The sequence below is a fragment of the Nocardia sp. NPDC005366 genome (assembly GCF_040606855.1).
Lineage (GTDB): Bacteria > Actinomycetota > Actinomycetes > Mycobacteriales > Mycobacteriaceae > Nocardia.
The window spans coordinates 75,544-92,842 of the sequence record NZ_JBEXFQ010000018.1 but is presented as its reverse complement, the minus strand read 5'-3'; the positions used below and the strand labels follow the sequence as shown (position 1 = coordinate 92,842).

Here is a 17,299-nt window from a genome sequence, read left to right as displayed (position 1 = left end):
GCGCCGTGACGACGCCACCGCTGAGCGGAGACGGCCGATTCCGCTGCCCGTGGTCGGAGGCGTCCCAGTTGTATCGCGATTACCACGATCAGGAGTGGGGACGTCCACTGCACGGCGATGACGCCATGTTCGAGAGAATGTGCCTCGAGGCATTCCAGTCGGGGCTGGCGTGGATCACCATCCTGCGCAAGCGACCCGCCTTCCGGACAGCATTTTCCGGATTCTCCATCGAACGGGTGGCCGCCTTCGGCGACGATGATGTGGCGCGCTTGCTGACCGATACCGGCATCGTGCGCAACCGGGCGAAAATCGAGGCGGCCATCGCCAATGCCCGGGTTGCCGGCGATCTCGGCACCGGCCTGGACGAGCTGATCTGGTCCTTCGCGCCGCCACCGCGTCCACGACCGCGCGAACTCGCCGACGTACCCGCGACAAGTCCCGAATCCATCGCTCTTGCAAAAGAATTGAAGAAGCGCGGATTCCGTTTCATCGGACCGACGACAGCGTACGCGTTGATGCAGGCCACCGGAATGGTCGACGACCATCTGAGCGATTGCTGGGTCTAGTTCGACCCGCCGAGCACCGACCTCACGGTCACATTTCGAACTCAGGTATCCGTCCACATCGGCAATAGGGAAGAATGGGACCGGTGTAGCTCGCCAAATGCCGGCGAGCTCGCTGGTTGGTGACAACTGGAGTTCCAAGAAAGTGCGCAGAAAACCGCGCAGATCTGGAGGGAGCAGAGGATGGCGGCCATGAAGCCCCGCACCGGGGACGGTCCCCTCGAGGCAACCAAAGAAGGGCGTGGAATCGTTATGCGGGTTCCACTCGAGGGTGGCGGGCGTCTGGTCGTCGAACTCACGCCGGATGAGGCAGCGGCGCTCGGCGACGAATTGAAGAGTGTCACGAGCTAGCGGGCCGCAGCGACGCGAGTGCCGGGCCGAGGGCGGCCCGACCGATCATCCCCACGAAACGGGGTCGGAAAACGCCGCCCATGCACCCGGCACTCGCTGAGGTGGCCGCGCTGCTGGCGTGCCCGGAATGCGGCCTCGGACTCGAAGCCGCGGACCGGGCGCTGCTTTGCGAGCGCGGGCACAGTTTCGACCTCGCCAAACAGGGCTACGTCAGCCTGTTGACCGGCGCGTCGACCAAGATGACCGGTGACACCCCGGCCATGCTCGACGCCCGTGCCGCGTTCCAGAGTGCCCGGCATTTCGCGCCGATCGCGCGGGCGGTGATCACCGCTGTCGCCGCCGCGGACGAGCCGGCGGCGACAGTACTCGAGGTCGGCGCGGGAACCGGCTACTACCTGTCCGAGGTGCTGGACGCGGCGCCATCGGCCCGGGGTATCGCACTCGACGTGGCCAAACCGGCGGCCCGCCGCTGCGCCCGCGCACACCCTCGCGCGGCCTCGATTCTGGCGGATGCCTGGCGAGGTCTGCCGATTCGCGACAACGGCGTGTCCCGGGTGCTCGCCGTCTTCGCCCCGCGCAATCCGGCCGAGGTCGCCCGGGTGCTCGACACCGACGGCCGGTTCGTCGTCGTCACACCCACCCCCCGTCATCTGGCCGAACTCGTCGGTCCGCTGGATATGGTGACGGTGGATCCGGACAAGGAGCGCCGCCTCGCCGAATCCCTCGGGGGGTTTTTCTCCGCTATCGACCGGGTGGTCGTGGAGTATCCGATGACACTGTCGCGCACCGATATCGCGCATGTCGTCGGTATGGGACCATCGGCCTTCCACACCGACGCGACCGGACACGAGAGGATCGCCGCGTTCGACGACGAGACCGAGGTCACCGCCTCGGTCGTGGTCTGCGCCTACCGGCCCGCGTGAGGGCGGATCAGAACTTGCCCACTTCGTCGTACACCTCGACCGTGCGCGCCGCGATGGCGGCCCAGTCGAATTCCGCGATGGCCCTGGCCCGTCCGGCCGCGCCGAGGTCGGCGGCCAGACGCGGATCTCCCGCGACGTCGTTGACCGCCTCCGCCAGGGCATGCTCGTAGTCGGCCGAGGCGAACGGGTCGTAGTGGACCAGCCGCCCGGTCACCCCGTCGGCGACCACCTCGGGAATCCCGCCGACATCGGAGGCGACCACCGCGGTGGCACAGGCCATGGCCTCCAGGTTGACGATGCCGAGCGGCTCGTAGACCGAGGGACAGACGAAAACGGTGGCAGCGGCGAGGATCTGCCGGATCTGCTCGGTCGGCAGCATTTCGCGCACCCAGAAGACACCGCCGCGACGCTGCCGCAATTCATCGACCGCCGCGGCCGTCTCGACCTCGAGTTCCTTCGTGTCCGGCGCTCCCGCGCAGAGTACGAGCTGGATATCCGGATCGAAATCGCGGGCGGCGGCGAGCAGATGCCCGACCCCCTTCTGCCGGGTGATCCGTCCGACGAAGGCCGCGATGGGCAGGTCGGTGCGCACCCCCAATTCCGCCAGGACGGGCCTCGCGCCCGCGTCGGCGGGCCCCGGATGCCACAGCGTCGCGTCGATCCCGTTGTGCACCACGTGGACCCGCCCCGGGTCGAGCGCCGGATACGCGTCGAGTACGTCGTGGCGCATGCCCTCGCTCACCGCGATGACCGCGTCGGCGTGTTCGACCGCGTTACGTTCCGACCACGACGACAGCCGATAGCCGCCGCCGAGCTGCTCGGCCTTCCACGGCCGCCGCGGTTCGAGCGAATGCGCGGTGAGCACATGGGGGATTCCGTACAGCGTGGCCGCGAGGTGGCCGGCCAGCCCGGTGTACCAGGTATGTGAATGCACCACGTCCACATGTCCGGCGGCATCGGCCATACGCAATTGCGCCGACATCATCTGCAGCGCGGGGTTGGCCGCGTACAGCATCGGATCGGGTTGGTGTACCACGGCATCGGTACGGGGCACGCCCATACAGTGCACCGTGACGTCGCATAATCGACCGAGCCGGTCGACCAGTTGGGTCACGTGCACCCCGGCCCCGCCGTAGATCTCCGGCGGGTACTCCCGGGTCAGCATCGCGACCTGTAATCGGTCGCTCACCGGGGCGGCGTCGCCGTCCCGCGGTGCGTCACCGGTCGCCGCCGCGTCCTCGCACCCCTGCTCGGTCTCACCGGATCCCGCCGCCGAGCGTCCGCCGTCCGTGCCGAATCTCACGGCTTCAAAGTAGACGCTCGGGTCTGCGGGGGCCACTCACACCCGCACTTCACGGTAGTTTGGCAGTTGTGAGGAGCCAGCCGCACGTACTCGGGATCGTGCTCGCCGGTGGCGAGGGCAAGCGCCTGTTTCCACTCACGGCGGATCGTGCCAAGCCTGCGGTCCCCTTCGGGGGTGCGTATCGCCTGATCGACTTCGTCTTGAGCAACTTGGTGAACGCAGGCTTTCTACGGCTGTGTGTCCTGACCCAGTACAAATCGCATTCATTGGACCGACATATCTCTCAGACATGGCGACTGTCCGGTTTCGCGGGTGAGTACATCACCCCGGTTCCGGCCCAGCAGCGCCTCGGCCCGCGGTGGTACACCGGAAGCGCCGACGCGATCATGCAGTCGCTGAACCTGATCTACGACGAGGATCCGGCCTATATCGTCGTCTTCGGCGCCGATCACGTGTACCGGATGGATCCGGAGCAGATGCTCTCGCACCACATCGAAACCGGTGCGGGGGTGACGGTGGCCGGTATCCGGGTGCCGCGCAGCGAGGCCAGCGCCTTCGGCTGCATCGATTCCGACGAGTCGGGGCGGATCACCCAGTTCCTGGAGAAACCCGCCCATCCGCCGGGCACCCCGGACGACCCGAATATGACCTTCGCCTCCATGGGCAACTACGTCTTCACCACCAAGGTGCTCGTGGATTCCATTCGCGCCGACGCCGAGAACTCCGATTCCGACCACGACATGGGCGGCGACATCATTCCGTCACTGGTGGCCTCGGGCCAGGCGGGGGTCTACGACTTCGCCGACAACGAGGTCCCCGGCGCCACCGATCGCGATCGCGGGTACTGGCGCGATGTGGGAACCATCGACGCGTTCTACGACGCCCATATGGATCTGGTGTCGGTGCACCCGGTTTTCAACCTGTACAACCGGCACTGGCCGATTCGTGGCGCCGCCGAGAATCTGCCACCGGCCAAATTCGCCCAGGGCGGGCTCGCCCAGGAATCCATCATCGGCGCGGGCAGCATTCTCTCGGCGGCGACCGTACGCAATTCGGTGCTCAGTTCCAATGTGGTGATCGACGAGGGCGCCACCGTCGAGGGCAGCGTGTTGATGCCCGGCGTTCGCATCGGACGCGGTGCGGTGGTCCGGCGCGCGATTCTCGACAAGAACGTGGTGGTCTCCGAAGGCGAGATCATCGGCGTCGATATCGAACGGGATCGGGAACGGTTCGCGATCAGCAACGGCGGCATCGTCACCGTCGGCAAGGGCATCTGGGTCTGACGCGCACACGTCCGGGTCAGGGCGCGGGCGGAGCCGGACAGAACGGCTCGCAGGGACCGGGTGTGCGCGGAGCCGTCGGCCGGTCGCGATCCCCGAAGTCCGCGGTGCTCACCAGGATCAGTACGAATACCGCCGCCACCAGGAGCAGGGCCAGCACCACGGCGGTGCCGCCCCAATCCACCCCGCGGTCGTCGTTGTTCTGGAACATCACGTCCCTTTCGGAACTGTCCTGGCCGTGACGTCCGGAATCGTCGCGGCGGGTTACCTCGGGGCGGGCGGCGGGACGGTACAGAACGGCTCACACGTCCCGGATGCGGGCGGGGCCTTCGGCGGCCCGGTGTCGAAGTCGGCGTTGCTGACCAAGACAAGCACAATCACCGCCGCCGCGACTACCAAACCGAATACGCCGAGAATCAACATCAACCAACTCGGAGCCGATCGCTCGGTGACCACATGGCCGACGTGGGCTGTTTCGATGACTTCTGAACTACGGTGCCAAATCATGGGATACCTCTAACTACGGTTGAATCTCGCATACCCGCCGCTATCGGATTCACGCGCCCTCTCGGCAATTCCACCCGCGCGCCGCCATTTTCGCGGCGCGCGGGGCAGTCATCGATTTCCGAAGCCATGTCGGAAGCCATGTCCGAAGCCACGCCTGCCACCGGTCGTGCCTTGCCCGCAGCGGTGACGACCGTCGCACCCGAGACGCGCTCGCAGTGCCGGCACCGATCCGACCGCAGCCTCGGGCGTCTCCCGCTCGCGCGCGGACATGCCAAGTGCCGCAATGGATTCGCGCGCCGTCGAATTCCCTACATCAACCGCGCGACGCGCAGAGCAACCCGTCGCCGACGGGAATGAGGACACTGGTGAGTTCGGGATCTTCGGCGATCGCGCGGGTGGCGGCACGCACGGCGACGGTGGCGGGATCGCGCTGGGACGAATCGGGAACGCGACCACCGAGTAGTGCGTTGTGCAGGACGATCGCGCCGCCCGCGCGGAGTAATCGCACGGCTTGGCCGACGTACTGGGGATGTTCCAACGGCGCGGCATCGATGAAGACCAGGTCGTAGGCCCCGTCGGCGAGCCGCGGCAGGACATCGAGCGCACGGCCGTTGATCAGCCTGGTGCGCGCGGGCGGGATGTCGGCGGCGCGGAAGGCTTCCTTGGCCGCACGCTGGTGTTCCGGCTCGGAATCGATGGTGGTGAGGGTGCCGTCCTCGCGCATGCCGTCGAGCAGCCACAGCCCGCTGATCCCCGCGCCGGTGCCGACCTCGACGACCGCGCGTGCGCCGAGCAACTGCGCGTACATACTGAGCAGCGCCCCGACCGATGGCGGCACCGGCGCGGCGCCGAGCTCGGTGGCCCGTTCGCGCGCGCTCACCAGGATGTCGTCCTCCACGACGGATTCTTCCACGTAGGAGAGATTTCGCTCCAAGTTCGATGCCACCGTATGAGGCTAGCTCGCCCGCCTCCCCGCGTCCTTGCGCCGCTCGTGAGTGCGTGGACCGAAGTTGCCACTTCTTCCGAAAAGACAAATTTCTCAGGTGTCCCTCAGGATCTCCATATCCGGGGCATATCGGGACACGAAAGAGTGGGAACACGCAAGACCATCCGACCGTTTACACGGGACCAGGGAACAACGATATACGGCAAGTCGGTTGTATCCCCTAGGTGGAGGTCCGGGATTCCGGATCATCACGACCGTCGCGAACGTTTACGGTCCCGAGTAGGAGGTAGCCCCATCCACATGGTCAAAGGTTCCTTTGCGACATTGCCGGGGCACTCTGGGGACTACTCGGATACTCGAGCAGCCACCTCGACACCCGATTCTCGCCCCGCGGCGGCGAGCGAATACGCCACCCTGCCCGAGCACTTGCCGCCGTTGGACAATGAGCGGACGGACGAGACGGTCGAGATCGCCCTGCCCGAACCCGGTGAGTTGACCGGAACCGCGGCCTTCGACGCCACCGGCGACCGGACCGTCATGCCATCCTGGGACGAACTGGTCCGCGAACACGCCGACCGGGTGTATCGGCTGGCCTATCGCCTGTCCGGCGACGCGCAGGACGCCGAGGATCTCACCCAGGAAACCTTCATCAGGGTTTTCCGCTCCCTGTCGAACTATCAGCCGGGCACCTTCGAGGGCTGGCTGCACCGCATCACCACCAACCTCTTCCTCGACATGGTGCGCAGGCGCAACCGGATCAGGATGGAGGCGCTACCGGAGGACTACGAGCGGGTGCCCGCCGAGGGGCCGACCCCCGAGGACGCGTATCACGACGCCAGGCTCGATCCCGATCTGCAGTCCGCGCTGGACTCGCTCGCACCGGAATTCCGCGCCGCGGTCGTGCTCTGCGATATCGAGGGTCTGTCCTACGAGGAGATCGGCGCGACGCTCGGGGTGAAACTCGGCACCGTGCGCAGCCGCATCCACCGAGGGCGTCAGGCAATACGCGACTACCTTGCGCATAATGGATCTCAGCAGCGGTTCGCCGCTGACGCGAATCTCGGGTGATCGGTCACGAGTCGATATCATCCGCGCAGGTGGTCGATATCGGTTGGAAGGGTGAGCACCGAATGAGTGGCGAGTTCAGCACGTCCGATCCTTCGCCGCGTTTCCGTCCCACCGAACATCTGGCCAGCGAGGCGATCGCGGCCTATGTGGACGGCGAACTGCGGATGAACGCATACCTACGCGCCGCCCAGCATCTTTCCGTCTGTCCGGAATGCGCGGCCGAGGTGGACGCGCAGCAGCAGGCGCGAATCGCGCTGCGCCAGTCCGGTCAGGTGTCGATTCCCACCGGGCTGCACGACAGCCTGACGCGCATTCCTCTCGCCGAACTGCCCAGCGCGAACGGCACGGCCCGCCCGCCCGCCGGGAACGCCCGCAACGAGGCGGTTTTCGGTTTCCTGGCCGATTCGTTCACCGCGACCCGGTGGACTACCTGGTGGCGCAAGTAGAGTTTGGCGCGTGACCACCGAATCACCGAACACCGGACCTGTGTCTGACGCGCCCACGGCGGGCGACACCCCTGATTCGGCGGCCAGCAGGGGGAACCTGAGGCCGTCGGACGCACCCGTGCTCGGTCCGCGGCCGGTCTATCGGCCGCACGTCGACTCGCACACCGCCCACGCTTTCCGCCGCCCGAGCGGACAGGTCGGTTCCTTCTCCGAACATCGTCCGGCCGCCGCCGAATCCGGCACGCCGCCGCACGGTCCCGAATTGCTGAATCGCCCGCCCGACGCGGTGCTCAGCGAGGCGTTCGGCCGCCCCGAGGGTTCCACCGAACTGTTGCAGCGCGATCCCGATGCCGACGACGACGCCGCCGCGGTCGCGGGCCCGGCCGATCCGTGGCGCGACCCGGCGGCCTCGGCCAGGCTCGGCGCGCCCGCGGTCCCGACCCCGCGGTCCCAGCCGCTGCCGCCCTCGCGCAAACTCACCGCCCGCGACGTGCTGTTCGGTTCCCGGGTGGCGCCCAAGGCGCTGGCCCTGCTCGCCGTCGTCGCGCTCGCCATCGGACTGATCGGCGGTCTGGTCGGCAGGCTCACCGCCGAAGCGACGACCACCCTCACCTCCCGCAAGGTGACCCTGGAGCAGAGCAGCGACACCGACCGCCCGCACGGCCTGATCTCCCAGGTGGCCAATGCCGTTCTGCCATCGGTCGTCTCGATTCGCGTGACGGTCGGCGAGAGCGGCGCGACCGGCTCCGGCGTCGTGATCGACGGCGCGGGGTACGTGGTCACCAACAATCACGTGATCTCGATGGCCGCCCAGGACAAAAGCAACAAGGCCGCGATCCAGGTGACCTTCTCCGACGGTTCCCGAGTGCCCGCGAATATCGTCGGACGTGATCCGAAGACCGACCTGGCCGTACTCAAGGTCGATGTGAAGAACCTCACGGTGGCCGAACTGGGCAAATCCACCGACGTGCAGGTCGGTGACGACGTGCTCGCCATCGGTTCGCCGCTCGGACTGAGCAAAACCGTCACCTCCGGCATCGTCAGCGCGCTGCACCGCCCGGTGAAATTGCAGGGCGAGGGCAGCGATACCAACGCGGTGATCGACGCGGTGCAGACCGACGCCTCGATCAACCCGGGTAACTCCGGTGGCGCGCTGGTGGACATGGAGGGCCGGGTCATCGGCATCAATTCCGCGATCCGCAGTGAGACGGGCGGTTCGGTGGGCCTCGGCTTCGCCATTCCGGTGGATGTGATGACCGATGTCGCGCAGACCCTGATCCGCGACGGCCAGATGCACCACCCCGTCATCGGTGTCAGCGCCCGCACCAAAACCGTCGCCAACGATGTCATGAGCGGCGCGGCGGTCGCCGACGTGTCGCCGAACGGCCCCGCGGCCAAGGCCGGAATCGTCGAGGGCGACGTGATCGTCAAGGTCGGCGATCGCGAGGTGACCGGGCCGGAGGAATTGACCGTCGCGGTGCAGGCCCGCAAGATCGGTGAGAAGGTGAACGTGCAGTTGATCCGAGATGGCAGGCAGGTCGACGTGCCGGTCACGCTGGAATCCGACTGATATGCGACGACGGCCACCCAGGTAGCCTGGATTCGTGTTCAGCAACATCGGCTGGAGCGAGATGCTCATCTTGCTCGTCGCGGCCCTAGTGATCCTCGGCCCGGAGCGACTGCCCGGCGCGGTTCGCTGGACCACGCGCAGCCTGCGCCAGGTGCGCGACTACGCGAGTGGAGCGACCGCGCAGCTGAAGCAGGAACTCGGTCCCGAATTCGACGAACTGCGCAAACCACTGGCCGATCTGAACGAGTTGCGCGGGATGACCCCGCGCGCGGTGGTGACCAAACATTTGCTGAACGGCGATGATTCGGTCTTCCGCGAACTCGACAAGGCGGTGCCGCGCAAGGAGGATCTGTTCGGCGCGGCGAGCGGCATGCCGGATCATCCGATGCCGAAGCTCGACAAGCCGTTGGCGCGCAACGAGCGTCCGCCGATCGACGACGATGCCACCTGACCTGTAGAAACGGGTCCGACAGGCGAAACAGACTGGGCTGTCGTAAAGTTCATCGAGTCAAGCGGTCTAGACACATGAGAGTGTTCACCTGTCTAGACTTCGCACATGTCGGCCGATGACGTGGCGCGTGTCTTTGCGATCGAGGACAAGGTCGAGAGACTGAAAGCGGCCACCGACGGGGTGGCGGCGGCGCAGCAGACCATCAATGAACTAACGCGGATCCGCAGGGCGGTCATCCGTGAACTACATGCCGAGGGCTGGACCTTCGCCAGAATCGGTGCGGCGGCGGGACTTTCCCGCGCGCGCATCCATCAGGTGAGCACCCAGGGCCCGGCCCCCGAGGGATTGTTCTTCGGGCACGGCGCGCTCACCGTACTCGTCCCCGAGATCCGTTCGGGTCGGGTGCTCGGCGCGCCCGACCCCAACGCGGGCACCCGGCTGGCGGAACTACTCCGCGAACTCGGATTCACCGCGACGGTCGAAACCTTCCTACCCGGACGCCCGATCGACCTGAATCGGGACGGACTCATCGCCATCGGCGGACCGGAACTGTCGCCGAGCCTGCGCCAACTCATCGCCGCCGACCCCCGGCTGCGCCGCGCCGTGACCAGGGCGGGCGACGCGCGACGCGGTATCGAGGACAGGGCCGCGCGTCGCGTGTACCGGCCGGGCGGCCCGGAGCCGCACGATATCGCCTATCTGGCCCGGCTGCCCCGGCCCGACGGTCGCGGCACCTGCCTGCTCATCGACGGGCTGCATCCGCCCGGTTCCCTCGGCGCGATCCGCCTGCTCGCCACGCGCCTGGCCACATTGCACGAACGTGCGGCCAACAATCTGTTCTCGGTCCTCATCGCGGTCCGCTACGACCGCTCGACCGGCGAGCCGGTCGAGGCCGATCTGCTCACGCCGGTCTACCGCCACGAATCCCCCGATTCGAGATCGCCGGTCAACCGCGCACGTCGCTGAATCCGCCACGCCCGCCCGTGCCGACGCGGGTCCGTCGCGCCGAATCCCGCCGTGCCGCAACGCCACAACTCTCCCGCGCCTCGGCTGCGGGAGAATAGCCATCCCCCGCGATTCATCGCCTACCAGAAGCGCTCGCCCACCCAATTCGCGCCATGTGGCACAGCTCACCCGACCCTCGCGGGCCCCAGCACGCCATCTACGTATAGATTGCTGGTAAATAACCGCTATGTAAGCGGGTGCACGTTCCGTGGGTTCGACGTCCGAAACCGAGCCGAGCCGGGTCGTATGACAGGCGATTCGAACGACACTGGCGGGCGCCCACCACGGGAGGCAGTTGTGAACCTCGTCGTCGTCATCGGTGTGGTCCTCGTCGTCGCGGGCATGCTCGGCATCCTCGCCGTCGTACTACGCGGATCGGTTTCCACGCGCGACCACCTGACGGTGGCCGAAATTCAAGCCAGACTCGCCGGGGAGCGCCCCCTCGCCGCCGACGACCCCCGCCGGACCGTATCGGTGGTCGTCCGGCGACACGCGGACTCGTGATTCGTCCCGACGTGCGCACCTGACCGCACGCTCCCCCGCGACGCACGGATTCCCGCACGCCTGACAACGCTTCGGTGGCTACGCTCGGAAGTATCGGCGAGCGTCGAATCCGGGGCGACGCCGAGGAGAGGACCGGGACCGTGCGCACCATACTCGAGCAGCTCATCGATCTGGTCCCCGCAGGACCGGTCGCGTTGGCGCGGGTCATCGATACGACCGGAGCGGGCCCACGGCAGCCGGGGGCCGCGATGATCGTGACCGAATCCGGCGCGGTGGTCGGCTCCCTGTCGGGCGGCTGCGTCGAGGCGGCGGTACTCGATTCGGCGCGCACGGTACTGGCGAGCGGGCATGCCGCGTCGGACCGTTTCGGATACGCCGCCTCCGATGGCATCGAGATCGGCCTGACCTGCGGCGGCGAATTGGAGATCTTCGTCGAGCTGGTTGATGCCACCCGACTGCCCGCGCTGACCGAATTACGCCGAGCGCTCGCGGCGGGCGAGCCTGCCGCACTCGCCACCACACTCGAGGCCAGCACCGCATGGAAGGTGTTGCGCCCCGGCGATTGCGAGCCGTGGCGCGGCGTCGATCGCGATGCCCGCGCGTTGCTCGCCGCCGGACGCAGCGGAATCGTCGGTCCGGAGGAACGCGGTACCGAATCCTCCACCCGCCCGCGGACTTTCGTCCAGGTCTTCGCCACCGCACCGCGGATGATTCTGGCGGGCGCGAACGATTTCGTCCGTGCGCTCAGCCGCACCGGCCGCCAACTCGGCTACCGGGTCACCGTGGTCGACGCCCGCGAGACCTTCGCGACCCCGGACCGCTTTCCCGCCGCGCACGAGGTGGTCGTCGCGTGGCCGCATCGCTACCTGGATTCCGAATACGGCGCGGGCCGCCTCGACCATCGCACGGTGGTCTGCGTACTGACCCACGACGCCAAATTCGACGTGCCGTTGCTCGCGCTCGCGCTCGGCATCGAAGATCTGGCCTTCGTCGGCGCTCTCGGTTCCCGCCGCACCCACGCCGAACGCCTCGAGCGGTTGCGCGCGGCCGGTGTCACAGAGGCCGGGCTGGACCGCCTCCGCAGCCCGCTCGGCCTCGATCTCAACGCCCACACCCCCGACGAGACCGCGATTTCCATCGCCGCGCACATTCTCGCCGTGCGCGGTGGCGCATCCGCCCTTCCGCTCGATCGGCTCGACGGGCCGATCCATCGCTGAGCGGCGGGTCCGCGTTCCGATGGCCGTACCGAACGCGACCGCAATACCTGTCGGTACAGTCGTTGGCATGTTCAGCTCCACCGCCTTGCCGTCACCGACTCTGTGCGGCAAGGCAGTGGCGACGGATCGGGCTCTGGTCATGGCGATCGTCAACCGGACTCCCGATTCGTTCTATGACAAGGGCGCCACCTTCGGCGATTCCGCCGCCATGGACGCGGTCGCGCGCGCGGTGGACGAGGGCGCGGATGTGGTCGACATCGGCGGGGTGAAAGCCGGTCCGGGCAACCTGGTCGACGCGGTCGAGGAAACCCGCCGGGTGGTGCCCTTCGTGGCCGCCATCCGGGGAAAATATCCCGAACTCCTGATCAGTGTCGACACCTGGCGCGCCGAGGTGGCGCTGGCGTCGGTGGAGGCGGGCGCCGATCTCATCAACGACACCTGGGCGGGCGCCGATCCCGATCTGGTCGGTGTCGCGGCGGAGCGCGGCGTCGGCATCGTATGCAGTCACACCGGAGGGGCGGTGCCGCGAACGAGGCCGCACCGGGTCCGCTACACCGATGTGGTGGCGGAAGTGACCGACACCGTGGTGCGGGCCGCGCAGAACGCGCTCGCGGCGGGGGTGCGCGCGGACTCGATCGTGATCGATCCGACCCATGATTTCGGCAAGAACACCTATCACGGGCTCGCACTGTTGCGAGAAGTCGACGTTCTTGTAAAAACCGGATGGCCAGTCTTGATGGCACTGAGTAACAAGGATTTCATCGGGGAGACTTTAGGTGTCGATCTATCCGAACGGTTGGAGGGCACATTGGCGGCAACGGCATGGTCTGCTGCGGCCGGCGCCCGAATCTTCCGTGTTCACGAAGTCGCCGCGACCCGGCGGGTGGTGGACATGATCGCCGCGATCCAGGGCATCCGGCCCCCCGCACGAACCCTGCGAGGTCTGGTATGAAATTCCAACACCGCGAGCCCGCCTGGGCGACGACGAATACCTTCGACAACCCCGAGTGGCCCGTCGACGAACTCGTCGAGGCCAAGAACGGGCGCACCGTCTCGGTGGTGCTGCCCGCGCTGAACGAGGAGCGGACCGTCGCCGACGTGGTCGCCAGTATCCGTCCGCTGCTCGGCACCCTCGTCGACGAACTGGTCGTCCTCGACTCCGGCTCCACCGACGCGACCGCCGAACGAGCGGAGGCCGCCGGCGCGGAGGTCATCAGCCGCGAGCAGGCGGTTCCCGAACTCGATCCGGTACCGGGCAAAGGCGAGGTGCTGTGGCGCTCGCTGGCCGTGACCACCGGTGATCTGATCGCCTTCATCGACTCCGATCTCATCGACCCGGATCCGGCCTTCGTGCCGAAATTGCTCGGCCCACTGCTGACGGTCCAGGACATGCACCTGGTCAAGGCCTACTACCGTCGTCCGTTGCGCCAGGGCGGCTCGGTCGACGCGCACGGCGGCGGTCGCGTCACCGAACTCGTGGCACGTCCGCTGCTCGCGGCGCTGCGCCCGGAACTCTCCCAGGTGCTGCAACCGCTCGGCGGCGAATACGCGGGCAGCAGGGAACTGCTGACCTCGGTCCCCTTCGCACCCGGATACGGCGTGGAGATCGGGCTGCTCCTCGATACCTACGATCGGCTCGGTCTCGATGCCATCGGTCAGGTCAATCTGGGCGTGCGAACGCACAGGAATCGACCGCTGGCCGATCTCGGCGTGATGAGCCGCCAGATCCTCGGCACCGTCCTCAGGCGCAGCGGGGTGCACGACTCCGGGGCGGCCCTCACCCAGTTCCCACTGATCGGTGACGAATTCACCGCGCACCACACCGAGGTGTCGCTGGCCGACCGGCCGCCGATGAACACCCTGCGCCCCTCGCGCGTCGCCGCCTGAACCCGTCGGTGGCCCGCACCCGGCACCGCGATGTCGGCGCCCCCGAGGTGACCTCAGCGCGGGGCGCTCATCCCTTGGGCGCGCGCCCCGCGGCCACGTCGGCGGCATAGTCGTCGTAGGCGGGCACATATCCCTCGGCGCGGCCCGCGAGCACGTACAGCGCGCTATCGCCATCCGGGGCATATCCCCGCTTGCGCAATTCGACCTTGCGGCTCTTGAAGGTCGAGGTCTGCTCCAGTTCGGCGACCACGCGGACGAACAGCGGGACGGCATAGACCGGCAGCCGTTCGTAGGCCGACTCCGCCAGCGCCCTGCCGTCGAATTCCGCACCGGGACGCAGGGTCACCGCGGCCATACCCGCTTTACCGTCGGTCCCGGGAATGTCGACGCCGAACACCACGGCCTGCTCGATCGTGTCGGTCTCGTTCAACGCACCCTCCACCTGGGTGGTGGCGACGTTCTCGCCCTTCCAGCGGAAGGTGTCGCCGAGCCGGTCGACGAAGGCGATATGCCACCAGCCCTGGTCACGGACCAGATCGCCGGTGTCGAACCAGGCGTCGCCGTCGGCGAAGCCGTCGCGCACGAGTTTGGATTCGGAGGCGGCGGCGTCGGTGTACCCGTCGAAGGGCTGCCTGCCCGTCACCTTGGCGAGCAACAGTCCGACGTTGCCGGAGCGGACGCGCCGCAGTCTCCCGTCGGGACCGCGCGCGGCCTTCCCGGTTTCGTCGTCGTACTCGACGATCGCGTACGGCAGCGGTCCGAACCCCGCCGTGCGATCGATGCCGAACGCGTTGACGAAGGCGACCGGCGCCTCGCTCGCGCCGTAGAACTCGACCACCCGGCCGATGCCGAAGCGGGTGGTGAATTCGTCCCAGAGTTCGGGGCGAAGTCCGTTGCCGACGGCCAAACGCACCCGATGCCGCCGATCATCGGGCTTGGGCGGTTGATTGAGCAGGTACCGGCACAGTTCGCCGATGTAGATGAACGCGGTGGCGCGCTCCCGGATGATCTCGTCCCAGAAACCGGTGGCCGAGAATTTACGCCCGAGCGCGTAGGTCGCGCCGCCCGCGAGCACCGACGACAGCGCGACGGTCAGCGCGTTGTTGTGATAGAGCGGCAGGCAGCAGTACAGAGTATCGCTGCCGCGCAGGCGAATTCCGAGTCCGCCGAGGCCCGCCATACTCTTCGTCCACCGCTGATGGGTCATCACGCTGGCCTTCGGCAGACCGGTGGTGCCCGAGGTGAAGATCAGGAAAGCCCGTTCGCGCGCGGTGATCCGCGCGCAGATCGCCGGATCGGCCGGATCGGCGAATTCGGCGGCGTCCAGCAGATCGTTGCTGAACAGCACATTCGGCAATGGCTCCGGCAGTGAGTCGAGCGCCTCGCCGCATTCCTCGCCGACCACGTCGAGCACACTGCCGAGCAGCCCGAAACTGTGCGCGAGCACCTGATCGCGCTGATGATGGTTGAGCAGGCCGACGGTCGCGCCCAGTTTCACCACTGCCAATGCCACCAGCAGGGTTTCGGGCCGGTTGGTCATCAGCACGCCGACCACGTCACCGCGGCGCACACCGCGATCGGTCAGGACGTTCGCGAACCGGTTCACCTGCGCGTTCGCCTGCTGATAGGTGTACGTGCGGCCCTCGAAACGCAGGAAAAGCCGCTGCGGGTGCCGGTGCGCGCCGCGCTGGAAATAGAGCCCGATCGAGGCCCGGTCACCGGGACGAACCAGCATGCCGAAGGCGTTGCGCACCATCCCCGGTGCGTCGAGTGCCATTCCCGGCAGGGCTTTGACCAGGTCGAACAGGTTGACCGTTGTGCGGGTATCGGTGCTCACCGGTTCGTGTTCTCCTCGTCGGTCCCCGTGTCGTCACCCGGTGCGCGTAACGCCGCGAACGCCGACGACAGGTCGGTGGCGACGGTGATCCGCTCCATCGCGTACCTGTTCACGAATCCGCGCTCACGCAGTTCGTCCAGCCAGCGCACCAGACCCGCGTAGAACCCGTCCGCGTCCAGCAGCACCACCGGCTTGTCGTGCTGGCCGAGATAGCCGCCCGTCCACGCCTCGAAGAATTCCTCGAGTGTGCCGATGCCGCCGGGCAGGGTGAGGAATCCATCGGCACGGTCCTCCATCACCTGTTTGCGCTGGCGCATGGTGTCGGTGACGATCAGCTCGTCGGCCTCGACATCGGCGACTTCCTGGTGCACAAGGTGTTTCGGTATCACCCCGATGGTGCGCGCGCCGCCCGCGCGCGCCGCCGTCGCGACCGCGCCCATCATCGAGACGTGCCCCCCGCCGGAGACCAATTGCCAGCCGCGCCTGGCGATTTCGGTGCCGACGCGGGCTGCGAGCGAAAGCTGCGCGGGATCCGCGGCGCTGGCCGAGCAGTACACGCACAGGGAATACCCGGCGGCGTTCACCACTGGTCCTCCGAGCCGATCGCGTCGGCGGCGCCGCCCGCCTCGACGTTCGCGAGGATGATCGAGACGACGTCTTCGACGCTGTCGGTGACGTAGAGCAGATCGAGATCTCCCGGCGAGATCTTGCCCGATCCACCGAGCGAATCCCGCAGCCAATCCACCAGCCCCGACCAGTATCTGGAGCCGAACATGATGATCGGGAACCGGGTGATCTTGCGGGTCTGCACCAGGGTGAGCGCCTCGAACAACTCGTCGAGGGTGCCGAATCCGCCGGGCAGGCAGACGAAGGCCTGCGAATACTTGACGAACATGGTCTTGCGCGCGAAGAAGTACCGGAAATTGATCCCGAGATCGACCCATTCGTTGAGGTTCTGCTCGAAGGGCAATTCGATGCCGAGACCGATCGAATAGCCGCCGACTTCGGAAGCCCCGCGATTGACCGCCTCCATCGCGCCGGGACCACCCCCGGTGATCACCGCGAAGCCGGCTCGCGCCAGCGCGGTGCCGATGGCGCGACCCGCCTGGTACTCGGGGTGATCGACCGAGGTGCGGGCGGACCCGAAGACCGCGACCGCCCGCGGCACCTCGGCCAACGCGCCGAAACCCTCGACGAATTCGGCCTGGATGCGCAGCACCCGCCACGGATCGGTGTGCACCCAATCACTCGGCTCGTGCCGGTCGAGCAGATTCTGGTCCGCGGTGCCCAAACCGTCCTTGCGGTCGCGGCGGAACATTATCGGCCCGCGGTACTTGGGTGTCGACTTCCGCGAGCTGGCAACCTCGGGTTCGGCGGCGTCGGTAGACATGAAGACCACGCTACCGGGACCTACATTTCGCGCGCCGAACCACGGGGACAA

Annotated in this window: 18 protein-coding genes and 1 pseudogene; 13 read left to right on the top strand and 6 right to left on the bottom strand. The window is 67.4% G+C overall.

What is annotated here, in order from left to right; translation table 11 throughout:
- The first annotated feature begins 20 nt into the window (after window positions 1–20).
- The 3 genes from ABZS43_RS21330 (at window position 21) to ABZS43_RS21320 (ending at window position 1,837) form a co-directional block, all read left to right on the top strand.
- The gene (locus ABZS43_RS21330; protein WP_355037719.1) at window positions 21–566 is read left to right on the top strand and encodes a DNA-3-methyladenine glycosylase I; all 546 of its coding nucleotides are present in this window, start codon (window positions 21–23) and stop codon (window positions 564–566) included.
- Window positions 567–746: 180 nt separating this feature from the next.
- A complete protein-coding gene (locus ABZS43_RS21325; RefSeq protein ID WP_011211259.1) occupies window positions 747–914 on the top strand; it encodes a DUF3117 domain-containing protein in 168 nt (55 codons plus the stop codon).
- An 80-nt stretch (window positions 915–994) separates the two neighbouring features.
- Entirely contained in the window at window positions 995–1,837 is an 843-nt protein-coding gene (locus tag ABZS43_RS21320) for a putative RNA methyltransferase (protein WP_355037657.1), read from the top strand.
- Window positions 1,838–1,844: 7 nt separating this feature from the next.
- Here ABZS43_RS21320 and glgA read toward each other — a convergent pair whose 3' ends face one another.
- A complete protein-coding gene (gene glgA / locus ABZS43_RS21315; RefSeq protein ID WP_355037718.1) occupies window positions 1,845–3,002 on the bottom strand; it encodes a glycogen synthase in 1,158 nt (385 codons plus the stop codon).
- Window positions 3,003–3,208: 206 nt separating this feature from the next.
- Here glgA and glgC point away from each other — a divergent pair, with 206 nt between their 5' ends.
- Complete coding sequence (gene glgC, locus ABZS43_RS21310) at window positions 3,209–4,423, top strand: glucose-1-phosphate adenylyltransferase (RefSeq protein WP_355037656.1); 1,215 nt, start codon at window positions 3,209–3,211, stop codon at window positions 4,421–4,423.
- A gap of 16 nt (window positions 4,424–4,439) precedes the next feature.
- Here the strand turns inward: glgC and ABZS43_RS21305 are convergent, their stop codons facing one another.
- Together ABZS43_RS21305 and ABZS43_RS21300 are read right to left on the bottom strand one after the other, a co-directional pair.
- Window positions 4,440–4,631 carry a hypothetical protein gene (locus ABZS43_RS21305; RefSeq protein WP_355037655.1) on the bottom strand — a complete coding sequence of 64 codons (192 nt, stop codon included), beginning with the start codon at window positions 4,629–4,631 and terminating at the stop codon, window positions 4,440–4,442.
- Window positions 4,632–5,240: 609 nt separating this feature from the next.
- A complete protein-coding gene (locus tag ABZS43_RS21300) occupies window positions 5,241–5,873 on the bottom strand; it encodes an O-methyltransferase (protein WP_355037654.1) in 633 nt (210 codons plus the stop codon).
- 489 nt (window positions 5,874–6,362) lie between these two features.
- On the opposite strand from ABZS43_RS21300, the pseudogene sigE reads away from it, so the two are divergent.
- From sigE to ABZS43_RS21255, 9 genes and pseudogenes are all read left to right on the top strand, one after another.
- Window positions 6,363–6,941 (top strand): annotated as a pseudogene (gene sigE, locus ABZS43_RS21295) (RNA polymerase sigma factor SigE); the annotation flags it as partial.
- 62 nt (window positions 6,942–7,003) lie between these two features.
- Window positions 7,004–7,387 carry a hypothetical protein gene (locus tag ABZS43_RS21290; RefSeq protein WP_355037653.1) on the top strand — a complete coding sequence of 128 codons (384 nt, stop codon included), beginning with the start codon at window positions 7,004–7,006 and terminating at the stop codon, window positions 7,385–7,387.
- Window positions 7,388–7,397: 10 nt separating this feature from the next.
- Window positions 7,398–8,957, top strand: a complete 1,560-nt coding sequence (locus ABZS43_RS21285) for a trypsin-like peptidase domain-containing protein (protein ID WP_355037652.1) — start codon at window positions 7,398–7,400, stop codon at window positions 8,955–8,957.
- 34 nt (window positions 8,958–8,991) lie between these two features.
- Complete coding sequence (tatB, locus tag ABZS43_RS21280; protein WP_355037651.1) at window positions 8,992–9,408, top strand: Sec-independent protein translocase protein TatB; 417 nt, start codon at window positions 8,992–8,994, stop codon at window positions 9,406–9,408.
- Window positions 9,409–9,513: 105 nt separating this feature from the next.
- The gene (locus ABZS43_RS21275; protein WP_355037650.1) at window positions 9,514–10,374 is read left to right on the top strand and encodes a hypothetical protein; all 861 of its coding nucleotides are present in this window, start codon (window positions 9,514–9,516) and stop codon (window positions 10,372–10,374) included.
- A 336-nt stretch (window positions 10,375–10,710) separates the two neighbouring features.
- Entirely contained in the window at window positions 10,711–10,917 is a 207-nt protein-coding gene (locus ABZS43_RS21270) for a hypothetical protein (RefSeq protein WP_355037649.1), read from the top strand.
- 140 nt (window positions 10,918–11,057) lie between these two features.
- Window positions 11,058–12,134, top strand: a complete 1,077-nt coding sequence (locus tag ABZS43_RS21265; RefSeq protein WP_355037648.1) for an XdhC family protein — start codon at window positions 11,058–11,060, stop codon at window positions 12,132–12,134.
- A gap of 67 nt (window positions 12,135–12,201) precedes the next feature.
- Window positions 12,202–13,086 carry a dihydropteroate synthase gene (gene folP, locus ABZS43_RS21260; RefSeq protein ID WP_355037647.1) on the top strand — a complete coding sequence of 295 codons (885 nt, stop codon included), beginning with the start codon at window positions 12,202–12,204 and terminating at the stop codon, window positions 13,084–13,086.
- A complete protein-coding gene (locus ABZS43_RS21255; protein ID WP_355037646.1) occupies window positions 13,083–14,021 on the top strand; it encodes a glucosyl-3-phosphoglycerate synthase in 939 nt (312 codons plus the stop codon). The genes folP and ABZS43_RS21255 overlap by 4 nt, the downstream gene beginning before the upstream one ends.
- Before the next feature lie 67 nt (window positions 14,022–14,088).
- Here ABZS43_RS21255 and ABZS43_RS21250 read toward each other — a convergent pair whose 3' ends face one another.
- Genes ABZS43_RS21250 through ABZS43_RS21240 form a run of 3 tightly spaced genes read right to left on the bottom strand, consistent with a single transcriptional unit; the run spans window position 14,089 to window position 17,248 of the window.
- Window positions 14,089–15,858 (bottom strand): long-chain-acyl-CoA synthetase, encoded by a 1,770-nt coding sequence (locus ABZS43_RS21250; RefSeq protein WP_355037645.1) that lies wholly within the window; start codon window positions 15,856–15,858, stop codon window positions 14,089–14,091.
- Window positions 15,855–16,442 (bottom strand): TIGR00730 family Rossman fold protein, encoded by a 588-nt coding sequence (locus tag ABZS43_RS21245; RefSeq protein ID WP_355037644.1) that lies wholly within the window; start codon window positions 16,440–16,442, stop codon window positions 15,855–15,857. Before ABZS43_RS21245 ends, ABZS43_RS21250 begins: the two co-directional genes overlap by 4 nt.
- Window positions 16,439–17,248: a TIGR00730 family Rossman fold protein gene (locus ABZS43_RS21240; protein WP_355037643.1), complete on the bottom strand. Its 810-nt coding sequence runs from the start codon at window positions 17,246–17,248 to the stop codon at window positions 16,439–16,441. Before ABZS43_RS21240 ends, ABZS43_RS21245 begins: the two co-directional genes overlap by 4 nt.
- Window positions 17,249–17,299 lie beyond the last annotated feature (51 nt).